Annotated in this window: 15 protein-coding genes and 1 pseudogene; 8 read left to right on the forward strand and 8 right to left on the reverse strand. The window is 63.4% G+C overall.

Going from position 1 to position 15,383, the window contains the following annotated elements; translation table 11 throughout:
* The 6 genes and pseudogenes from Ga0609869_RS10205 to Ga0609869_RS10235 all read left to right on the forward strand — a co-directional run bounded on the left by Ga0609869_RS10205 (position 1) and on the right by Ga0609869_RS10235 (position 4,559).
* Entirely contained in the window at positions 1 to 1,002 is a 1,002-nt protein-coding gene (locus Ga0609869_RS10205; protein ID WP_125406791.1) for an ABC transporter permease, read from the forward strand.
* Positions 999 to 2,504 (forward strand): sugar ABC transporter ATP-binding protein, encoded by a 1,506-nt coding sequence (locus tag Ga0609869_RS10210; RefSeq protein ID WP_125406794.1) that lies wholly within the window; start codon positions 999 to 1,001, stop codon positions 2,502 to 2,504. Before Ga0609869_RS10205 ends, Ga0609869_RS10210 begins: the two co-directional genes overlap by 4 nt.
* Before the next feature lie 116 nt (positions 2,505 to 2,620).
* Positions 2,621 to 3,064: pseudogene (locus tag Ga0609869_RS10215) on the forward strand (DDE-type integrase/transposase/recombinase); the annotation flags it as partial.
* A gap of 139 nt (positions 3,065 to 3,203) precedes the next feature.
* Positions 3,204 to 3,719, forward strand: coding sequence for a metallophosphoesterase (locus tag Ga0609869_RS10225; RefSeq protein ID WP_245972329.1), 516 nt, complete (start codon positions 3,204 to 3,206; stop codon positions 3,717 to 3,719).
* Positions 3,698 to 4,150 (forward strand): metallophosphoesterase family protein, encoded by a 453-nt coding sequence (locus Ga0609869_RS10230; protein ID WP_245972330.1) that lies wholly within the window; start codon positions 3,698 to 3,700, stop codon positions 4,148 to 4,150. The genes Ga0609869_RS10225 and Ga0609869_RS10230 overlap by 22 nt, the downstream gene beginning before the upstream one ends.
* A gap of 46 nt (positions 4,151 to 4,196) precedes the next feature.
* Positions 4,197 to 4,559: a hypothetical protein gene (locus tag Ga0609869_RS10235; protein ID WP_125406803.1), complete on the forward strand. Its 363-nt coding sequence runs from the start codon at positions 4,197 to 4,199 to the stop codon at positions 4,557 to 4,559.
* 244 nt (positions 4,560 to 4,803) lie between these two features.
* Here Ga0609869_RS10235 and Ga0609869_RS10240 read toward each other — a convergent pair whose 3' ends face one another.
* Both Ga0609869_RS10240 and Ga0609869_RS10245 read right to left on the reverse strand, forming a co-directional pair.
* Entirely contained in the window at positions 4,804 to 7,146 is a 2,343-nt protein-coding gene (locus Ga0609869_RS10240; protein ID WP_438826880.1) for a YbcC family protein, read from the reverse strand.
* Between the two features lie 52 nt (positions 7,147 to 7,198).
* Positions 7,199 to 8,755: a proton-conducting transporter transmembrane domain-containing protein gene (locus Ga0609869_RS10245; RefSeq protein WP_125406806.1), complete on the reverse strand. Its 1,557-nt coding sequence runs from the start codon at positions 8,753 to 8,755 to the stop codon at positions 7,199 to 7,201.
* A 100-nt stretch (positions 8,756 to 8,855) separates the two neighbouring features.
* Between Ga0609869_RS10245 and Ga0609869_RS10250 the strand changes: the two genes are divergently transcribed.
* A complete protein-coding gene (locus tag Ga0609869_RS10250; RefSeq protein ID WP_125406808.1) occupies positions 8,856 to 9,740 on the forward strand; it encodes a LysR family transcriptional regulator in 885 nt (294 codons plus the stop codon).
* Between the two features lie 410 nt (positions 9,741 to 10,150).
* On the opposite strand, the gene Ga0609869_RS10255 is transcribed toward Ga0609869_RS10250, so the two are convergent.
* Positions 10,151 to 10,285 carry a hypothetical protein gene (locus Ga0609869_RS10255; RefSeq protein ID WP_281273299.1) on the reverse strand — a complete coding sequence of 45 codons (135 nt, stop codon included), beginning with the start codon at positions 10,283 to 10,285 and terminating at the stop codon, positions 10,151 to 10,153.
* A gap of 582 nt (positions 10,286 to 10,867) precedes the next feature.
* Here Ga0609869_RS10255 and Ga0609869_RS10260 point away from each other — a divergent pair.
* Positions 10,868 to 11,401, forward strand: a complete 534-nt coding sequence (locus tag Ga0609869_RS10260) for a hypothetical protein (RefSeq protein ID WP_125406811.1) — start codon at positions 10,868 to 10,870, stop codon at positions 11,399 to 11,401.
* Between the two features lie 565 nt (positions 11,402 to 11,966).
* Here the strand turns inward: Ga0609869_RS10260 and Ga0609869_RS10265 are convergent.
* The 5 genes from Ga0609869_RS10265 to Ga0609869_RS10285 form a co-directional block, all read right to left on the reverse strand.
* The gene (locus Ga0609869_RS10265; RefSeq protein ID WP_125406814.1) at positions 11,967 to 12,977 is read right to left on the reverse strand and encodes a sulfotransferase domain-containing protein; all 1,011 of its coding nucleotides are present in this window, start codon (positions 12,975 to 12,977) and stop codon (positions 11,967 to 11,969) included.
* 461 nt (positions 12,978 to 13,438) lie between these two features.
* Entirely contained in the window at positions 13,439 to 14,374 is a 936-nt protein-coding gene (locus Ga0609869_RS10270) for a hydrogen peroxide-inducible genes activator (RefSeq protein ID WP_125406817.1), read from the reverse strand.
* A gap of 81 nt (positions 14,375 to 14,455) precedes the next feature.
* A complete protein-coding gene (locus Ga0609869_RS10275) occupies positions 14,456 to 14,668 on the reverse strand; it encodes a hypothetical protein (protein ID WP_125406820.1) in 213 nt (70 codons plus the stop codon).
* 71 nt (positions 14,669 to 14,739) lie between these two features.
* Positions 14,740 to 14,964: a YdcH family protein gene (locus Ga0609869_RS10280; RefSeq protein ID WP_125406823.1), complete on the reverse strand. Its 225-nt coding sequence runs from the start codon at positions 14,962 to 14,964 to the stop codon at positions 14,740 to 14,742.
* Positions 14,961 to 15,359 (reverse strand): hypothetical protein, encoded by a 399-nt coding sequence (locus tag Ga0609869_RS10285; RefSeq protein ID WP_125406826.1) that lies wholly within the window; start codon positions 15,357 to 15,359, stop codon positions 14,961 to 14,963. Before Ga0609869_RS10285 ends, Ga0609869_RS10280 begins: the two co-directional genes overlap by 4 nt.
* Positions 15,360 to 15,383: the final 24 nt, after the last annotated feature.

A 15,383-nucleotide genomic window follows, 5' to 3' on the forward strand; every position in this document is an offset into this window, starting at 1 on the left:
ATGAAAGCGGGCAAACTCTCCGACGCGCTCAAGAAGGGCGCCATTTGGGGCTTCATTCTGCTGGAGTTGATCTTTTTCAGCGTCGCCGGGCAATTCCTGTCGCTGAGCGACAGCGCCTTCATGGATCTCGATAACATGCTGCTGCTGCTCAAGCAGTCGGCACCGATCGGAATCATCGCGATTGGGATGACCATCGTGATGATCAACGGCAATATCGACCTCAGCGTCGGTGCAACCTTCGCCATCGCGGCCATCGTCTTGCTGGACAGCATGACCTGGCCGATCTTTGCCGGCCTCGGTGACTGGGTCATCCCCGTGTCCTGGCTCTTGGCGCTGACGGTCGGCACGCTGCTGGGCGCCCTGAACGGGCTCATCGTGTGGAAGACCGGCGTCGACGCGTTCATCGTGACGCTGGGGGCGATGCTCGGCTATCGCGGCATGGTCTTCATGTTCAATGGCGAAAATCCCACAAGTCACTTGAACTGGACGTTGGTGGATTTCGCCGAGGCGCAGTTGCTGGGCATCCATACGCCGACCTGGTTCCTGCTGGGCGTGACACTGGCGATCTGGTTCGTGATGACGCGCACGGTTCATGGCCGAAATGCCTATGCCATCGGCGACAACCGCGAGGCTGCCGTGAACGCCGGTATCCGTGTCGGGCCGCACATGATGATCAATTTCGCCATCATCGGTTTTCTCGCCGCACTCTCCGCAGTGGTCTTCTACTCCGAAAGCGGATCGGTGAATCCCAATGACGGGCAGCTCTACGAGTTGTGGGTCATCACCGCAGTTGTGCTGGGCGGCACCAAGATCACCGGCGGCGCGGGCAGCGTGATCGGCACCTTCGGCGGCGTCATCGCCATACAGCTCTTGCGCAAGGGGTTGGGACATATCGGCGCCGACACGTCGACGGTAAACCTGGTGATCGGTCTGATCCTGATTGCCGTGCTGATCCTGGACCGGCAGCTGAACATCAGGGGCAAAGAGGAGTTGAAGCTATGACCGACCCGATTCTGCGCCTCGAAGGTATCGTCAAGACGTTTCCCGGGGTGCGTGCACTCGACAACGTGTCGCTCTCGGTGTTGCCGGGCGAGGTGCATGCCTTGATGGGTGAAAACGGCGCGGGCAAGTCCACGCTGATGAAGGTGCTGGGGGGTCTGCACCAGCCCGACGGCGGCGGGATCTATATGGGGCGTGACCGGATCGTGATGTCCGGCCCACTGGAAGCAAAGGCCAATGGCATTGTCTTCATTCACCAGGAACTGAGCCTCGCCGAAGAGTTGTCCGTCGCCGAAAACATATACCTCGGCGAATTGCCCCGAAAGAGTTTCGGGCGGGTCGATTGGAGCAGGCTCGCCGAACAGACCAACGCGATCCTCAAGAAGCTCAACGTCGGGTTCGATGCCCGGACGCTCGTCGGTGACCTGTCCATCGCCAATCAGCAGATGGTTGAAATCGCCCGCGCTTTGACTGTCGACGCCAAGGCGGTGATTTTCGACGAGCCGACCGCGTCGCTGACCGATGCCGAGAAAGTCGTGCTGTTCGACGTGATCGCCGATCTCAAGGCGGATGGTGTGGGGATCATCTACATTTCGCACCGGATGGAGGAGATCTTCAAGATCACCGACCGAATTACGGTTCTGCGCGATGGCGAATACCAAGGTACTGTCGAGACGGCCAATGCCGACGAGGAATCCGTCACCCAGATGATGATTGGCCGCAAGCTCGACCTCAGCCGAAATGCCTCGCATCATGAGCTGGGCGATGTGGCGATCGAGGTGCGGGGACTGAGCTGCGGCGGCCTCTATCAAGAAATCGACTTCGAGATCTACCGCGGCGAAGTTGTCGGCTTCTATGGCCTGGTCGGTGCCGGGCGGACCGAGATCGCCGAGACGCTGTTCGGCCTGCGCGATCCGTCCGCGGGCAAGATCCTGCTTGACGGCCAGGAGGTGCGCATCCATTCGCCCGCCGATGCCATCGCACGGGGTATCAGCCTTGTCCCCGAAGACCGCAAGGGGCAGGGGCTGGTTCTTGGCATGAATTGCCGGGACAACATGACCCTGCCGCAGGTGGACGATCTGAAGGCAGGACCTTTCGTGGCCGAGGGAGCGGAGATCGCGATCTTTGACCTGTACCGTGATCGGCTGGATATCCGCACACCGGGCTGGAAACAGAAGGTCGGCAACCTTTCAGGCGGCAATCAGCAGAAGATCGTGATTGGCAAGTGGTTGTCCATGCATCCCAACGTATTGATCGTCGACGAGCCGACGCGGGGCATCGATGTGGGTAGCAAGTCGGAGATTCACAATCTGCTGCGTGGCCTGGCAGCCCAAGGCTACGCCGTCATGGTCATCAGTTCCGAGATGCCCGAGGTGCTGCATGTGTCTGACCGGATCGTGGCCATGTATTCGGGCCGGATCATGCGGACCTTCACCTCTGACGAAGTGACAGAGGACAGCCTGATCCAGGCCATATCGGGCCTTGGCGACCACCGGGCTGCGTAACGCCTATCCTGTCCCCATGACGGAGGTGTCGTGGAATCCTGGCTTGAGGCGGGGCAGGGGGCACTGTCGGAAATACCCGGCCGGAGGCGGGGCAGGGTGCTGGCTCGCGTCGACACATGGCCGAACCCAGCCCCATCAAGTGGTTCGAGACGAGCCCGGATATCATCCGCCTGGCGGTGATGATGTACATCCGGGGCCCTCAGTCGCCCCTCATCTTCGAGGACCTCCCGCACGAGTGCGGCGTCGACATCTGCCACGAGACGGTGCGCATCTGGTGGCATCGGCTCGGGCCGATCTTCGCAGCCGAGAACCGGAACCGGCGGACCGAGGGAATGCGGTCCAGTCGCCGGCGGTGGCACCCCGACGAGAATTTCGTGAAGATCAACGGCGAGCGGCACTGCCTCAGGCGGGCGGTGAATCTCTAGGGCGCGGTTATGGAAACCTTCGTGACCAAGACCCGTGACAGGAAAGCCCCTTTGAAATTGCTCAGGAAAGCAATGCGTAAGCACGGTCGTCCCGAGGTCATCGTCACCGACAAGCTTCGTTCCTGCGGCGCTGCATAGGGGACAGCGTCATTGTCCTTTGGGAGGCCCGTTTGAACTCGTCTGCCAGCACCGGCTACGGTTATTCAGTCGCGAGCCCGTGAATGGTGGCGTGCAGGGCGCATGGCCGACGCCGCAATGAGCTTCAGGAGAGTGAATGGGAACAATCGACATCATCCCCGATATCCACGGACAGATCGCCAAACTGCGGACCGCGCTAGACGCGCTCGGATGGCGGCGCAGCCCGGCAGGCTGGATCCATCCGGACCCGGAGAGAAGCATCGTCTTTCTGGGCGATTTCATCGACCGCGGGCCTGACAACCGCGGCGTCATTCGCCTGGTGCGCGATCTGATCGACAGCGGCAAGGCCCGCGCGATCATGGGAAATCACGAACTCAACGCCCTTCACTTTCACACGGCGCACCCCGAAACCGGCCTGCCGCTTCGGGCCCACTCCGACAAGAACCTGCGCCAGCACCGGAGCTTTCTGGCGGAGTTTCCCGTCGGTGCCGACGAGACCGAGGAGGCGCTTGCCTGGATGCGCAGCCTCCCGCTGTTTCTTGAAGCCGAGGGATTCCGCGCCGTACATGCGTGCTGGATCGATGGCTCGATGGCTCGATTGATCGGTTGCGCGAGCTCACCGCAGACGGAGTGCTGTCGGACGAGCAGTTGATTCGGGCCGCTGATCCGGCCGCCGAGCTTTTTCACCTTGCGGAGGAAATCACCAAAGGGCCCGAACACCGCCTCCCGGATGGGTTTTCCTTCCGTGACAAGGACGGCACCCACCGCGATCATGTCCGGCTGCAATGGTGGAATGCGGACGCGCGAAGCTGGCGAGATATCGCGATCTCGGTACCGGTCCTTGCCGATCTGCCGGATGCCCCGCTACCAGGCTCATTGGTGGCGCAGACCTATCCCGCCCACGAACGCCCCGTCTTCTTTGGCCATTACTGGCTCAACGGCGATCCGGTGCTGCAGGGCCCGAACGCGCTGTGCCTCGACTATTCCGCCGGCAAGGACGGGCCGCTGGTAACATACGAACTGCACCCGGGCGAGATGATGCTCTCCCCCGATCGGGTCTGGGTCCACGCCATACCCGTATGATCGAATCCTGAGTGTCGAAACGTATTAAATGATGGTCGGGTAGCTCATGTTGAAACCCGAGACCGAGCTGCCCATCAATCGTCTGAGCAATGCGCTTAGAACGAGTTTCGAATGGATCGTGAAGCGCGACCGCGAAAGCCCCATCGGTGACATAGCCGAGGCATGGGCGGAGCTTACGGCAAGCGCCCTCCAGGACGTGAGACTGATGGCGCCGCCGATGGTCGACCATACCGAACCGTTCCTTCCCTTCATCGAGACACACAGGATCAAGACAGATCGCTTCCGTGTGGCCCGCAGCGGGATGCGCGGCGGCCCTACGCGGATCCTGACCGGGCGGCGGTTGCGACGTTTCGATGTCTCTCAGCCGCAGGATTCGGGCGGCAGAGCATCGCAGGGGCAACCAAGATAACCGTTTCGCAGTCGTGAACCTCCTGCACGATCCAGCGACGACCCGAGAATATCAGCATCATTCCCGGTGACAGAACCCTTTCGACCGGAAGGGTGCCGAGATCCCGACCCTCCGCGACCGGCCGAAACTCCTGGGGTGTCTTGAATACGGCATAGAAGCTTTGGTGCTCTGCTCGACTGGGGCCCGCCGGGCTCCCGGCAAGAAAAGCTCGCCCTCGATTTGCTCTATCAACCCGGTCTCCGTATCACGCCGCGAGGAGCTCCTGCGGCTCCGCCCAGATCAGACCGGGACGATACCGGGCATCGACCTTGCCATCCTTCAACCTGAAGAGATGCAGCCAGCCGTTGTCAAATAGATCGCGGACCTCCGGATGACGCATGAGGACGCCGGTGATCGCCTCGCGCGGTGCCTCGATCATGACGGATAGGCGCAGCGGTTCGTGCATCAGCTTTTCGCCATCGTGAACGGCCTGCCATGGCAGGCCCGGTCTCAGCCGGCCCGAGTTACCCTCGATGACACCGATGCCGCCGACGATGTTGTGAATGAGCTTGTTGCCGCCACCGAACACGTCCGGCATCACGGACGAGCCGTAATATTGCAGGCTGATCCAACTTGCCACGACAACAGGTGCGGTGATGATCAGTTCCAGCGTGCCAAAGCTGTCGTCGGCCTGCCAGTCGTAGCTGTGAAGGAAGGCACGTCCTCCAAGGTCCCTGCCTGCGGTCGCCGCGCGTGGGGCCGCGATGAAGGCGGCGCATCCGGCGAGACCCCATTCCGGCCGGACCTCGGCCCAATTGAGCGCGCGCTCGGCGATGGTCATCGGCGTGGCCCCGGGCAGGCTCGGCGCCCGTTCCGCACGGGTTATCTTTCCGGCCTGTTTCAACCAGCCCTTCATCCGGCGGATGTCGTCGCCCCGGTCTGATGGCAACCCGTCGTCGTAGATCGTGATCTCGTCGGTCGTCGTGTCGTGCAGCCCGGCGATGAAGAGCGTGTCTTCCGGGACCATGATATCGCGCTCAGCCAGACCTGTCCTGGTCTCGGGATCATTCAGCAGAGCGGCCAAGAGCCGGGCCGACACCTCACCCGTGTATCCGCCGCAAGCGCCGCAATGATAGGCGCTCTCGTGCGGATTGTTGGTCACCTGTCCGCCGTGGCCCAGTAGCAGAACGATCTCGCCATGCCCCTTGGTCAGGCTCATGGCGCCCAGCACGGCGGCTGCCGTATCGGCCTTTGCCCTGGCATCGAGACCGCCGACAACCCATGGCGCCGGGGTCCGCTTTTCCGACCTGGCTCCTCGGCCCAAGGCATCGCGCACCAGCTTTCCGGCATAGAACGGCCCTGCCGCCTCGACGAAGGCAAAGGACGATACCGCTGCCTGACGGAACCGGCCCCAGGCCCGGGCGGTGCGCGCGGCGATCCGGGCGTCCTTCTCTTTTTCAGGCTCGGCATGGCTCGTCGTTACGACGGCCGGGTTCAGAAGGACCGGCAGGTGTGCCTCGACGACATCCGAGCCATGCGCCTTGTGCGCCAGCGGCAGACCGAAGAACCCCGCGAAACCGATCGTCTCGATCGACGGATCGACGTCTTCCAGCGCCCGCCGGAAGAGCTCGGACCGGACGTCGATGCAGAATGCGGCCTGAAGCGCGGGGCGGTCTTTCGGCGCGGTTTCTCCGTCCAGTGCCGCAAAAAGCCCGCGTTGATGCGCCCGCTCCGACGCCTCTTGCAGGATTGCCAGGGCAACATCCTCTGCCGAGGGCTTAACTGGTGCGCCATGCGCCGAGACGGTTTCGGCCCACTTTTCTCCGATCTCCGGCACATGCGCCAGAAGCGCTTCCTCCCAGATCAGTCGGATCGCAAGCAGATCGGCCATCGTCCGGTCCGTCCCACCGGTGAGTTCCGCATGCCACAAGAGCCAGCGCGCATGCTGCGACCAGCCGCCGAGTTCCATGTAGAGACGGTGAAAGGCGGTCTCCGCCGCGGCCTCGTCCAGGCCCAGTGCCTCGGCCGCGCGCAGGATTGCGCGATCTGCAGTGTCCGGAGCCGCCGCCACATGGGCACAGAATCCGGTCAGGCCAGCGATCTCGGGGGTCAGGTCGTGCGTGGCCCAAGCGCGCCAAGAGGCGAACGCTTCGGCGTCGGGCGCTGGCGACCAGAGGGCCTGGCCCCGGTCGAACTGCCCCGCAGCCCAAACGCCAACGGATTTTTCGATGATCGAAGGCCAGTCCACGTCCGTCGCCTCGGCCGCAAGGTCGGCCACGGTTGGCAAGGCAGTTGGTTCGCAGGTCGCGGTTCCGGCCGCGAACGCTTTGAGAGAGGCCAGGTCCTTGGGCTTGAGAGGCGACGTCGAAGCGGAGAGTGCTTCTGCCAACACTGCGTCGGTGAGCTGTCCATCCTCGATGGCAGCGGCATGGTCCGCACCCGCCCGGACCGCCCGAACGCCCGCGACCCGTTGCAGTCGTGCCGAGGCCGTTGCGAGGTCTTCGCCGGTCTGCCCGAGGAACGGGTTGACCGCAACGGTCGCCTCCAGAGGGAACGCGGGCGGGATGCGCCGCGCTGCAACTTCGGCGGCTTTCAGGATCGCTGACATCAGGGAGGGTGCGATTTGCGAGTGCTTCAGGACCATGTCGTTCTCCATGATTTCAGTGGGTTTTCGGGTTGCGAAAGCCGCCGATGGCGCGGTCGAGCAAAGCGTTCAGGTAGAAGCCGTTGGCGAGGTGCACACGGAGTCCGGCGGTGGAGGGGTGATGCGCCCAGAGCGGGAAGAGCGCCTGCGCGAAGGCGACAAGGCCGAACGAGGCCACCGCAAGCATGATGAGCGCCCATTCCAAAGGCCCTGGCACCGGCGTCGGCGGCAGGGCCGGTCCCCAGATGGCTTGCGCGGCTGCCTGGAAGGCAAAGTAGGCCACCGCCGCGCCCAGCGACGCCAGCGACGTGCGCTTGGTCAGTTCGGCCGGCGCCTGGTCGGCCAGTCCCTGCGCAACGAGGTAGGCGACGCCGAAGATCAGGATCGCGCCGAGGGCCAGCGCCTGGGCCGTCTTCGGCCCCACGAGCGCGGTGAAGACGGTGGCGATCGCAGCGTAGAGCACTAGCGCGAGGGCGAACGATTTGAGGACCGCCAGGATTCTCGGGACCGCGATCGGCCCCGGGCGTCGCAAACCCGCCACGGCCTGCACTGCGCCGCCCGAGGAGAGGAAGGCGTGCGCCTTGTAAAGCGAATGCGCAACGATGTGCAGCAGGGCAAGTGCCCAGAGACCAAGCCCGCATTGCAATAGCAGGAACCCCATCTGCGAAACGGTGGACCAGGCGAGCGAAGTCTTCACCGCACTCTGCGTCAGCATCACGGCTGCACCGAAGAGCGCGGTGAACCCCCCGATCATCACGAGCGCCGCCATGGCGCCGGGGCTCTGTTGCACAAGGCCCGCCAGCGAAATCAGCAGGACGCCGCCCGAGTTGATGATGCCAGCGTGAAGCAGTGCAGAAACTGGCGTTGGCGCCTCCATGACTTCCGTCAGCCAACCATGCAGCGGGAAGGCTGCGGTCTTCAGCGCCGCCGCGAGAACGATGAGCGCGATCGCAAGCGAGGCGGCCCAGGTCAGGCTCGCATCGGACGCAGCCGTCGCAATCCTGCTGACATCGCCGGTTCCATAGCTCCCGGCCAGCAGCACCGCCGCGAGAACCAGTGCCGCGTCGGCACCATGCCAGACGAGCGCGAATTTCGTCGACGCCCTGCGGGCTTCGGGACGATCGGAATAGAACAGCAGCAGGCGTTTCAGGCCCAATCCGACCAGAAACGAGGACAGGATCAGGATGGCCAGGCTGCCCGATTGCACGAACAACAGCACAGCAGCCAATGTCGCGAGCATGAGCGCCAGGAACCGGCCCTCCTGCGCCTCGCCGTCGAGATAGGTGCGGCTGTAGCGAATGACGACCCAACCGATGAAGGCGACGAGAAGCGCCAGAGTGACGGTTACCGGATCGGCTCTTAGGATCAAATCCAAGGGACCGCCGAGAACCGAGAGCATCGCAGGACCGGCGACCGTGACCTGCACGACTCCGAGCTCAGCGAGAGCAAGCGCCGCAAGTGCCGCGTATTCCGCAAGTTGCGGCAAGCCCTCCGGACGGCGGCCGGGCCGGCGCCATGCAAGGGTCGCGACAGCCAACAGAACGCAGGGTGCAAGAAACGAGAGCGAAACCATGATGAAATTTCTCCGTGTGGGGCCTTGGTCGCCGGATATGTGATGGCAAACTTAAAGAAAATTTCATATTATGAGAGAAACCATTCTAATTTATGGAATGATGTCGGAACTCAATCTTCATCACCTGCGCCTGTTTCGTGCTGTCGCAAGGGACGGTACGCTGACGGGAGCGGCGCGGGCGCTCAACATCTCGCAATCGGCGGTCTCGACGCAGATCAAGTCGCTCGAGGCCGCCCTGGGCCACGATCTGTTCGAGCGGCGCGGGCGCAATTTGTTCCTGTCAGAAGCTGGCCGGATCGCGCTCGATCATGCTGACGAGATTTTCAGGGCCGCAGAGAACCTGACATCGACGCTGAAACGCGCCGAGGCGAAGCGTCGTGTTCTAAGGATCGGTGCGCTTGCCACCCTGTCGCGGAACTTCCAGATATCGTTTCTCGCGCCCCTCATCGGGCGCGACGATGTTGAAGTGGTTCTGAGGTCGGGAACACAGGAGGTGCTCCTTCGCGGCCTCGAGGCGCAATCGCTCGACATCGTGCTGACGAATCTCATCCCGGCAAGGGACGCCGCCAGCCCCTATCTCGTCCATCACGTGGCTGACCAACCTGTCAGCCTTGTCGGCACACCGGATCGGCTGTCCGGTGGCGAAACCGATGTCGCACGCATTCTGGCGTCGGAACCACTTGTCCTGCCGACCCCAGAGACGTCACTCCGCGCAGGGTTCGACGCCCTTCTGGAACGGCTCGGTATCGTCCCGCGGATCGCGGCAGAAGCGGATGACATGGCCATGCTGCGCCTTCTGGCGCGCGCCGATGCCGGTGTCGCGGTCATTCCTCCCATCGTCGTTCAGGACGAATTGGAAGCTGGAAGACTGAAGGAATACGCCCGTCTTGACGACGTCCGGGAAGCCTTCGCGGCTGTGACGATCGGCCGGAAGTTTCCAAACCCGCTCATTCATGAGGTACTACGCGCGGAACGACATGCGTAGCCTAGCATCGGGCAGCAGGTCGCCGGCCGGGGGTGTTCGGCTAAGCAGCCATAGAGCGGGCATCAAGGTCGGATGCGGCGGATGCGAAGTCCGCAGAAATTCGCCGCCGCCGGTGCCGAGTGGCGCGGTCTCGGCGCGGTATCGGGGACAGCGTCACCGTCCAAGCCGATACTGCTTCGAATTGGTCTGCCAGAACCGGCCCTCCCGCAGGCATGAGAACGCGCAGATACTGCGCAACTCGGACCCGAGATCCCGCGATCGCTCAGCGAGGTGAGTGCCGTCCTCGGTTAACCCGAAATACGGATTGTGCTGCGGGCCATTTCCCTGCTCTTGGCGCGAAACTCCGTAGAGACAGCTTGGCGCGCCCCAATCGGGGCCGGCACAGTCGTGGCCTGCATCATCTTCATGCTCTACGGTTTCTTCTTTTCTCCGATACTGACCTGCGATTTTCCTTTCGAGAAGTCGGCCGTTGCCAAGACCTTTTCCTTGACCTTCTTGGGCTTCTTCGCTTCTCGGTTTCCGCGCGACTTGTTGCCTTTGGGCATCTGATTTCCTTAAGGTTGAGTTGTGTTCGGATTGGTACTGAGCCAACCGGTCGGTTTTCCGCGCGGCGAACTTCAGGGCGTGAGTGACTATGCGCGGTTCGACGGAAAAGGGCCAGTCTGCATGACACCGCCCGTTTCATCCGTGTCGGACATTCCGCCGGGCCTTGTTTGTTGGTCTCGGCGCCGGTCGTCGCCGTGTGCGCCTTCTCGTGCTTCACCCTTGTGGAATTCGGACCGACCATGGTTTCCTTGGCGGCGCACCATCGTAAATCGGGTCGCCAGTCCCCATATACATGATACCGACGCCAAACATCCCGGTCCGGCATGGACAAGGGATTTGGCACCGGCCAATCAAAGGATCTGTGAAATGTCTTTCAAAGACCTGACCGCCAGGGCTGCGGCCGCAATTCAGCCGAAGCCTGCCGAAACCGCGGCGACCCCTGCCAAAGAGAAAGAGCCCAAGGCCACCGGCAAGGATGCGCCTCCGAAATCCAAGACATCCTGAGACTTGCACGGGGCACGCGCTGCTTTTCGGAAAGCCGGCGCGGACCACCCGCCGCAACACCGGAAAGGACCGCGCCGATGGACGACCTGACCAGCAAGACCGTTGCTGTTTTCGCCCGGCCGTTCACCGTTCCCGGCTTTGGCGAGACGCTCTCGGCGGGAGAGTACGAGATCGAAACCGAGCTGGTTTCGCCGTCGGACCATTTGCACCCCGACGCCTGGAAAGCCTCCGTTCTGGTGAAGCTTCATCCTCGGAGATCACATCCCGGGCTTGCAAGGACCCTGACCGTTTTGCTTGCCGACCTGGACCATGCACGCGCCCGGGACAAGCTGACGGGCAGGGCGTTGTCCGACTTCTTTCTTGAAGAAATGCTGGCCGATCCGATGGTGCGCCTCGTGATGGTGGCCGACAGCGTCACCGAGGCGCATCTGCGACAGCTCTACTCGGGGCTCCGCACGACCGCGTCCGACGGGGATGTGCCGGACTCGAGCACGTATAACCAAGTTGCGCGGGACAATACGCCAATCCAGGCCGCCGAAAACGAAGGCATGCCTTCGAGACCGGAGACGTGGCCGCCCTCGCGCACCCGCCTCGTTGCGGCACAGATATGAGTGCGAACAAGGCCATGGCTAAGGCAGCAACGCCGGACATCGCGCCCGAAAGGGCCTTGGGCGACATACCACGCGCGCGCCGATGCCTTCGCTGCGACACCGAATTCTGGAGCGAAGGGTTCGGAGAGCGTATCTGCCGGCGCTGCAAGGGCTTGAATTCCTGGCGAAACGGCATTCCTGCCGGTCCTGGCGCGTCTCGCCGCCGCTGATCCGCATCGGACGCCGGTTCCGTGTTCCTCGAACCGTACCCGGAACCCGTTTGGGGTGTGTCTCGACCTTGTTCCCGCCACAACCTACCGACAAGGTCACAAGGTCTGCTCGGGTTCCGGCGTATGCGACGTCTTCAGATGTTTGCCGCCGTTCACGCCTCCATGTCGAACCACATCGGCGACGGCCGCAGCCTCTTTGCCGAGAGAGTCACTGGACCAATCGCGCCGCTGCACTGGCTAAAGTGGCGGGGCCCTGCCGCGGCATGAGCGACAGCGTCACTGCCCTCGATCAGACGGGTTCGAATTTGTCTGCCCGCACGCCGTTATCCCGTTTCAAGGTCGATACAAAGCCTCCGCTAACCGGACTCTCGTTCCGATTGCATCGACTCTGCATAGACCATGCGCGCCACCGTCATCCAGAATCCGGCCGTCAACTGGCCGCGGTCGACATGATCCTCGGTGAGCCGCGACGGCGGTAGTACGAACTCGGGCTGGACCTCGGCCACCCGCTCGACGAAGCGGCGGTTGGCGGCGTCGAAATGGTTGATGACGGCGCGCAGTTCGGACGCGTTGAAGATCGTCGTGCGGCAATCCTCGCCGAACTGCCGTCGGATGGCCTGGCCCACGGCATCCAGAAGCTCGGGCCTGATCTGATGGCCGCCGGCGATCATTCGCGCCGCCCAGAAGCTGAGCGGCTCGGGCGAGACATTCGCCGGCGGCCCATGGTCCAGATCATCGGCCGTCAGGGGCGCCCCCGTCATCTCCAGTATCTTGCCGATCACGCCGCCGGGCGCACGGCACGCCGCATCGTAGGACAGGAAGATGATTTCCTCGGGTGCGAAACCGGTCAGGATATGGTCGTAAAGCTGGTTGTAGTTGAGAAACAACCCTGAGGCTAAGCGCGTTTTCATGGTCTTGTCGTAGAACTCGCGCCAGTACATCCCGACCTGACGGTGCGATTTCGCCATCTGGAGGAAGATCGATTGCAGGAACGCGGCCTGTTCACGCAACAGGCACAACACCTTTACGTCCTCGAAATCGGATACCAGTGCGCGCAATTCGGTGAAATCGACACGCCGATCGCGATCGCCACGGGAAAACTCCTCGCTGCTCAGCACGACCGTGGCATCGGTTCCGGCGTAGCGCTCGGAGATGGTCCGCCAAGCGGCATCTATCGGGCGGTCCAGGCCGGCGAACTGGGGCATGTCGAACCAGTGGGTGACCAGCGCGTGATGCCCGGCTGATGCGCCGATCTCGGGGTAGATCACACCACGCTCCGCCAGCAGCGCCCGGTTGCGCTTGAAGGTTCTCTGGAGAGTGGTGGTCGCCGTCTTGTGGGTGCCGATGTGCAGGATCAGCCGCGCCATTCAGCTTGGTCTCATCTTCAAATGATTTCCCGTCTGTTGGACCTTGAACCGATGATTGGCCTCTGACGCGGCCCGGAGCAAGGAGTCATCACGCTAAAAGAGGCTGCTTTCCCCGCACGGCGGACCATGCGTGACCGCGCCGCTGCGCTTTGCGAGTGGTATCAGATCTGGGCGGCACAAGGGCAATCATACCGCACTGTGGAGATGGGGCAATCGGGTTGCAAGCCGCCCGGTTGATGACCGTCGAAATGGCGTCTGTCAGGGTTTGGTGGATCGTTGGATGGGTCCATTCGATGCCAGGCAGGACGCGATCGATTTCATCGTGAGGTTCTACAAACCGACCATGACAGACTGGTCCTGCCGAGTCTGCGCCGGCCGCTTTTTCGCCTGACCGGACAACGACGGCCTCTGGAGATAATGGGCCATGGGACCGCGGTACCGACGGCCCCAATCCGGTCGCTTCATCGCTCTGTGCTGACGAGACCGGGGAAATCCTCTTCAGCGACTTCCCGGATGACCGAGGCGAAGCGGCGGAAGCTGGCGTCGTCCGCGGACGACGCCCGCCAGACCAGACCTATCGAGCGGGCAAAGCGGTCGCGCCGGAAGGAAAGGATCTCGACATCGTCGCCGCGGTTCGTGACCTCCGATTGCACATAGAGCGCCGGCAGGAAGGTAAGCCCCATGTCCATGGCCGTCATCTGGCGCAGGGCATCCAGGCTGGTGCCCTCGTAATCCTGCCGCAGGGTCGCGCCCAACTCGTGGCAGAGTCCGATGATCTGATCGTGCAGGGTGAAGGCGCTGGACAGCGATAGAACGGTCTGGCCTGACAATTCCTCATCGCGCACCGCAGCTTGCCCAGCGAATGGATGGCCGCGGGCAACAGCCACTTTCAGCGGTTCGCGGAACAGCCGCTCGACCGTCACGTCCGAGGAGTTCACGGGAAGATGGGTCAGGATCAGGTCATGTTTGCCCGCGAGTAGATCTTCCAGCAAGCGCCGGGGCGCCGCGTCGTGAATATACAGTCTCAGTGAGGGGTAGCGGGCATGCAGACGGCGGACGACCTTGGGAAGGATATACGGGCCCAGCGTCGGGCTGGACCCCAGCCGCAGCGCGCCGGCCATGCCCGTCTTAAGCCGCGCCGACAGGTCGTTCAGCGACGCGACGTCGTCGAGGATGCGGCCGACCCGGGCCAGCACCTCGCGCCCCGCGGGCGTCAGCACGGCGCCCGCCCGGCCGCGCTCCACCAGGATCAGGCCCAGACGGGTCTCCAGCGTGGCAATCTGTAAGCTGAGCGAGGGCTGGCTTATTCCCACGCGCTCGGCGGCCTTGCGGTAGTGGCCTGCCTCGGAGAGCGCCGCGAAGTACTTCAGCTGTTTCAGCGTCGGGTCCTGGTCCATCTTTCTCCGGGGGCAGTCAGGCCGTACTGAAAGAGGCGCAGGACGCGACGCCAGCGCCGCACAGGGGGCGGGCGGATCGCGTCACGAGGCCGACGTGACATCACCGCCATCGGGCGGGGCAGCGGCGCCGAGTTGCAGGTCGATCACTGCGCCGTCGCCGCGCGGCCTGCCGGGGGCCGCGGGATCGCCGGCATGGGCGGTTTCGATCTCCGTCGCTTCCTGCAACTCGTCGATCGAGGGGCTGTGGAACAGGCGGCAGGCGGCTATCAGGGCGAAGGGTGGGCCAGGAAACATCGGTGCAGTCCTACGTTGCGTTCGTTTCGGCGCGGGGACGGGACGCGGCCACTGCGGGCCGCGTGCCTGGATCAGTGATTTTGACCCGGTGCGCGGGCAATTGTGCGCATCGTGCCTTCCAGTTCGGACAAGGCGTCCTTCAGCCGAAGGCGGTCGCGTTTGAGGCTGCGCAGGCGGTCGAGGTCGGGCAGAGGGCGACGGTATTCCTCGTGCACCAGCGCATCGAGTTGGCGGTGACGGTCGCGCAGCGCTTCCAGGCGCGGGCCGAGGGCCGAGGCGGCAAGACGTTTGGTCATGATGCGTGCCCCGCTTTTCCGGCGTCATCGAGCTTGTGTGCGTGGGTCCATCGCACCGTTCCGGCGACCAGGTAGAGAAGGCGCGGGATCTCGCGTTCCGCCTCTGCCGCGGGCGCGCGCGAGGTGAACCGGCACTGCCAGGCGCGCCCGGCCCCTGCGGGCGCACCGGCGTCGGGCCAAACCAGTTGCCCGTCTTTCCAGATGGCGGCAAGCCGAAGCCCGCAAGGCCCGGCGCACACCCGCAGCCTGTGTGCCAGCGTCTCGACATCGCCGCCCCAGTCCACCACCAGGTCGATACCTCCGAACCGCGGCGTGACAGGCGACACCAGCGGACGAACCGCATTTTCTGCATCGATTGCGCCTGTCGCCGGTGAAAGTCTTGTCTGGTCAAGCATGTCGAACTCCCTGTTTTCGTTGCA

This window comes from Rhodovulum iodosum (genome assembly GCF_041020385.1).
GTDB lineage: Bacteria > Pseudomonadota > Alphaproteobacteria > Rhodobacterales > Rhodobacteraceae > Rhodovulum > Rhodovulum iodosum.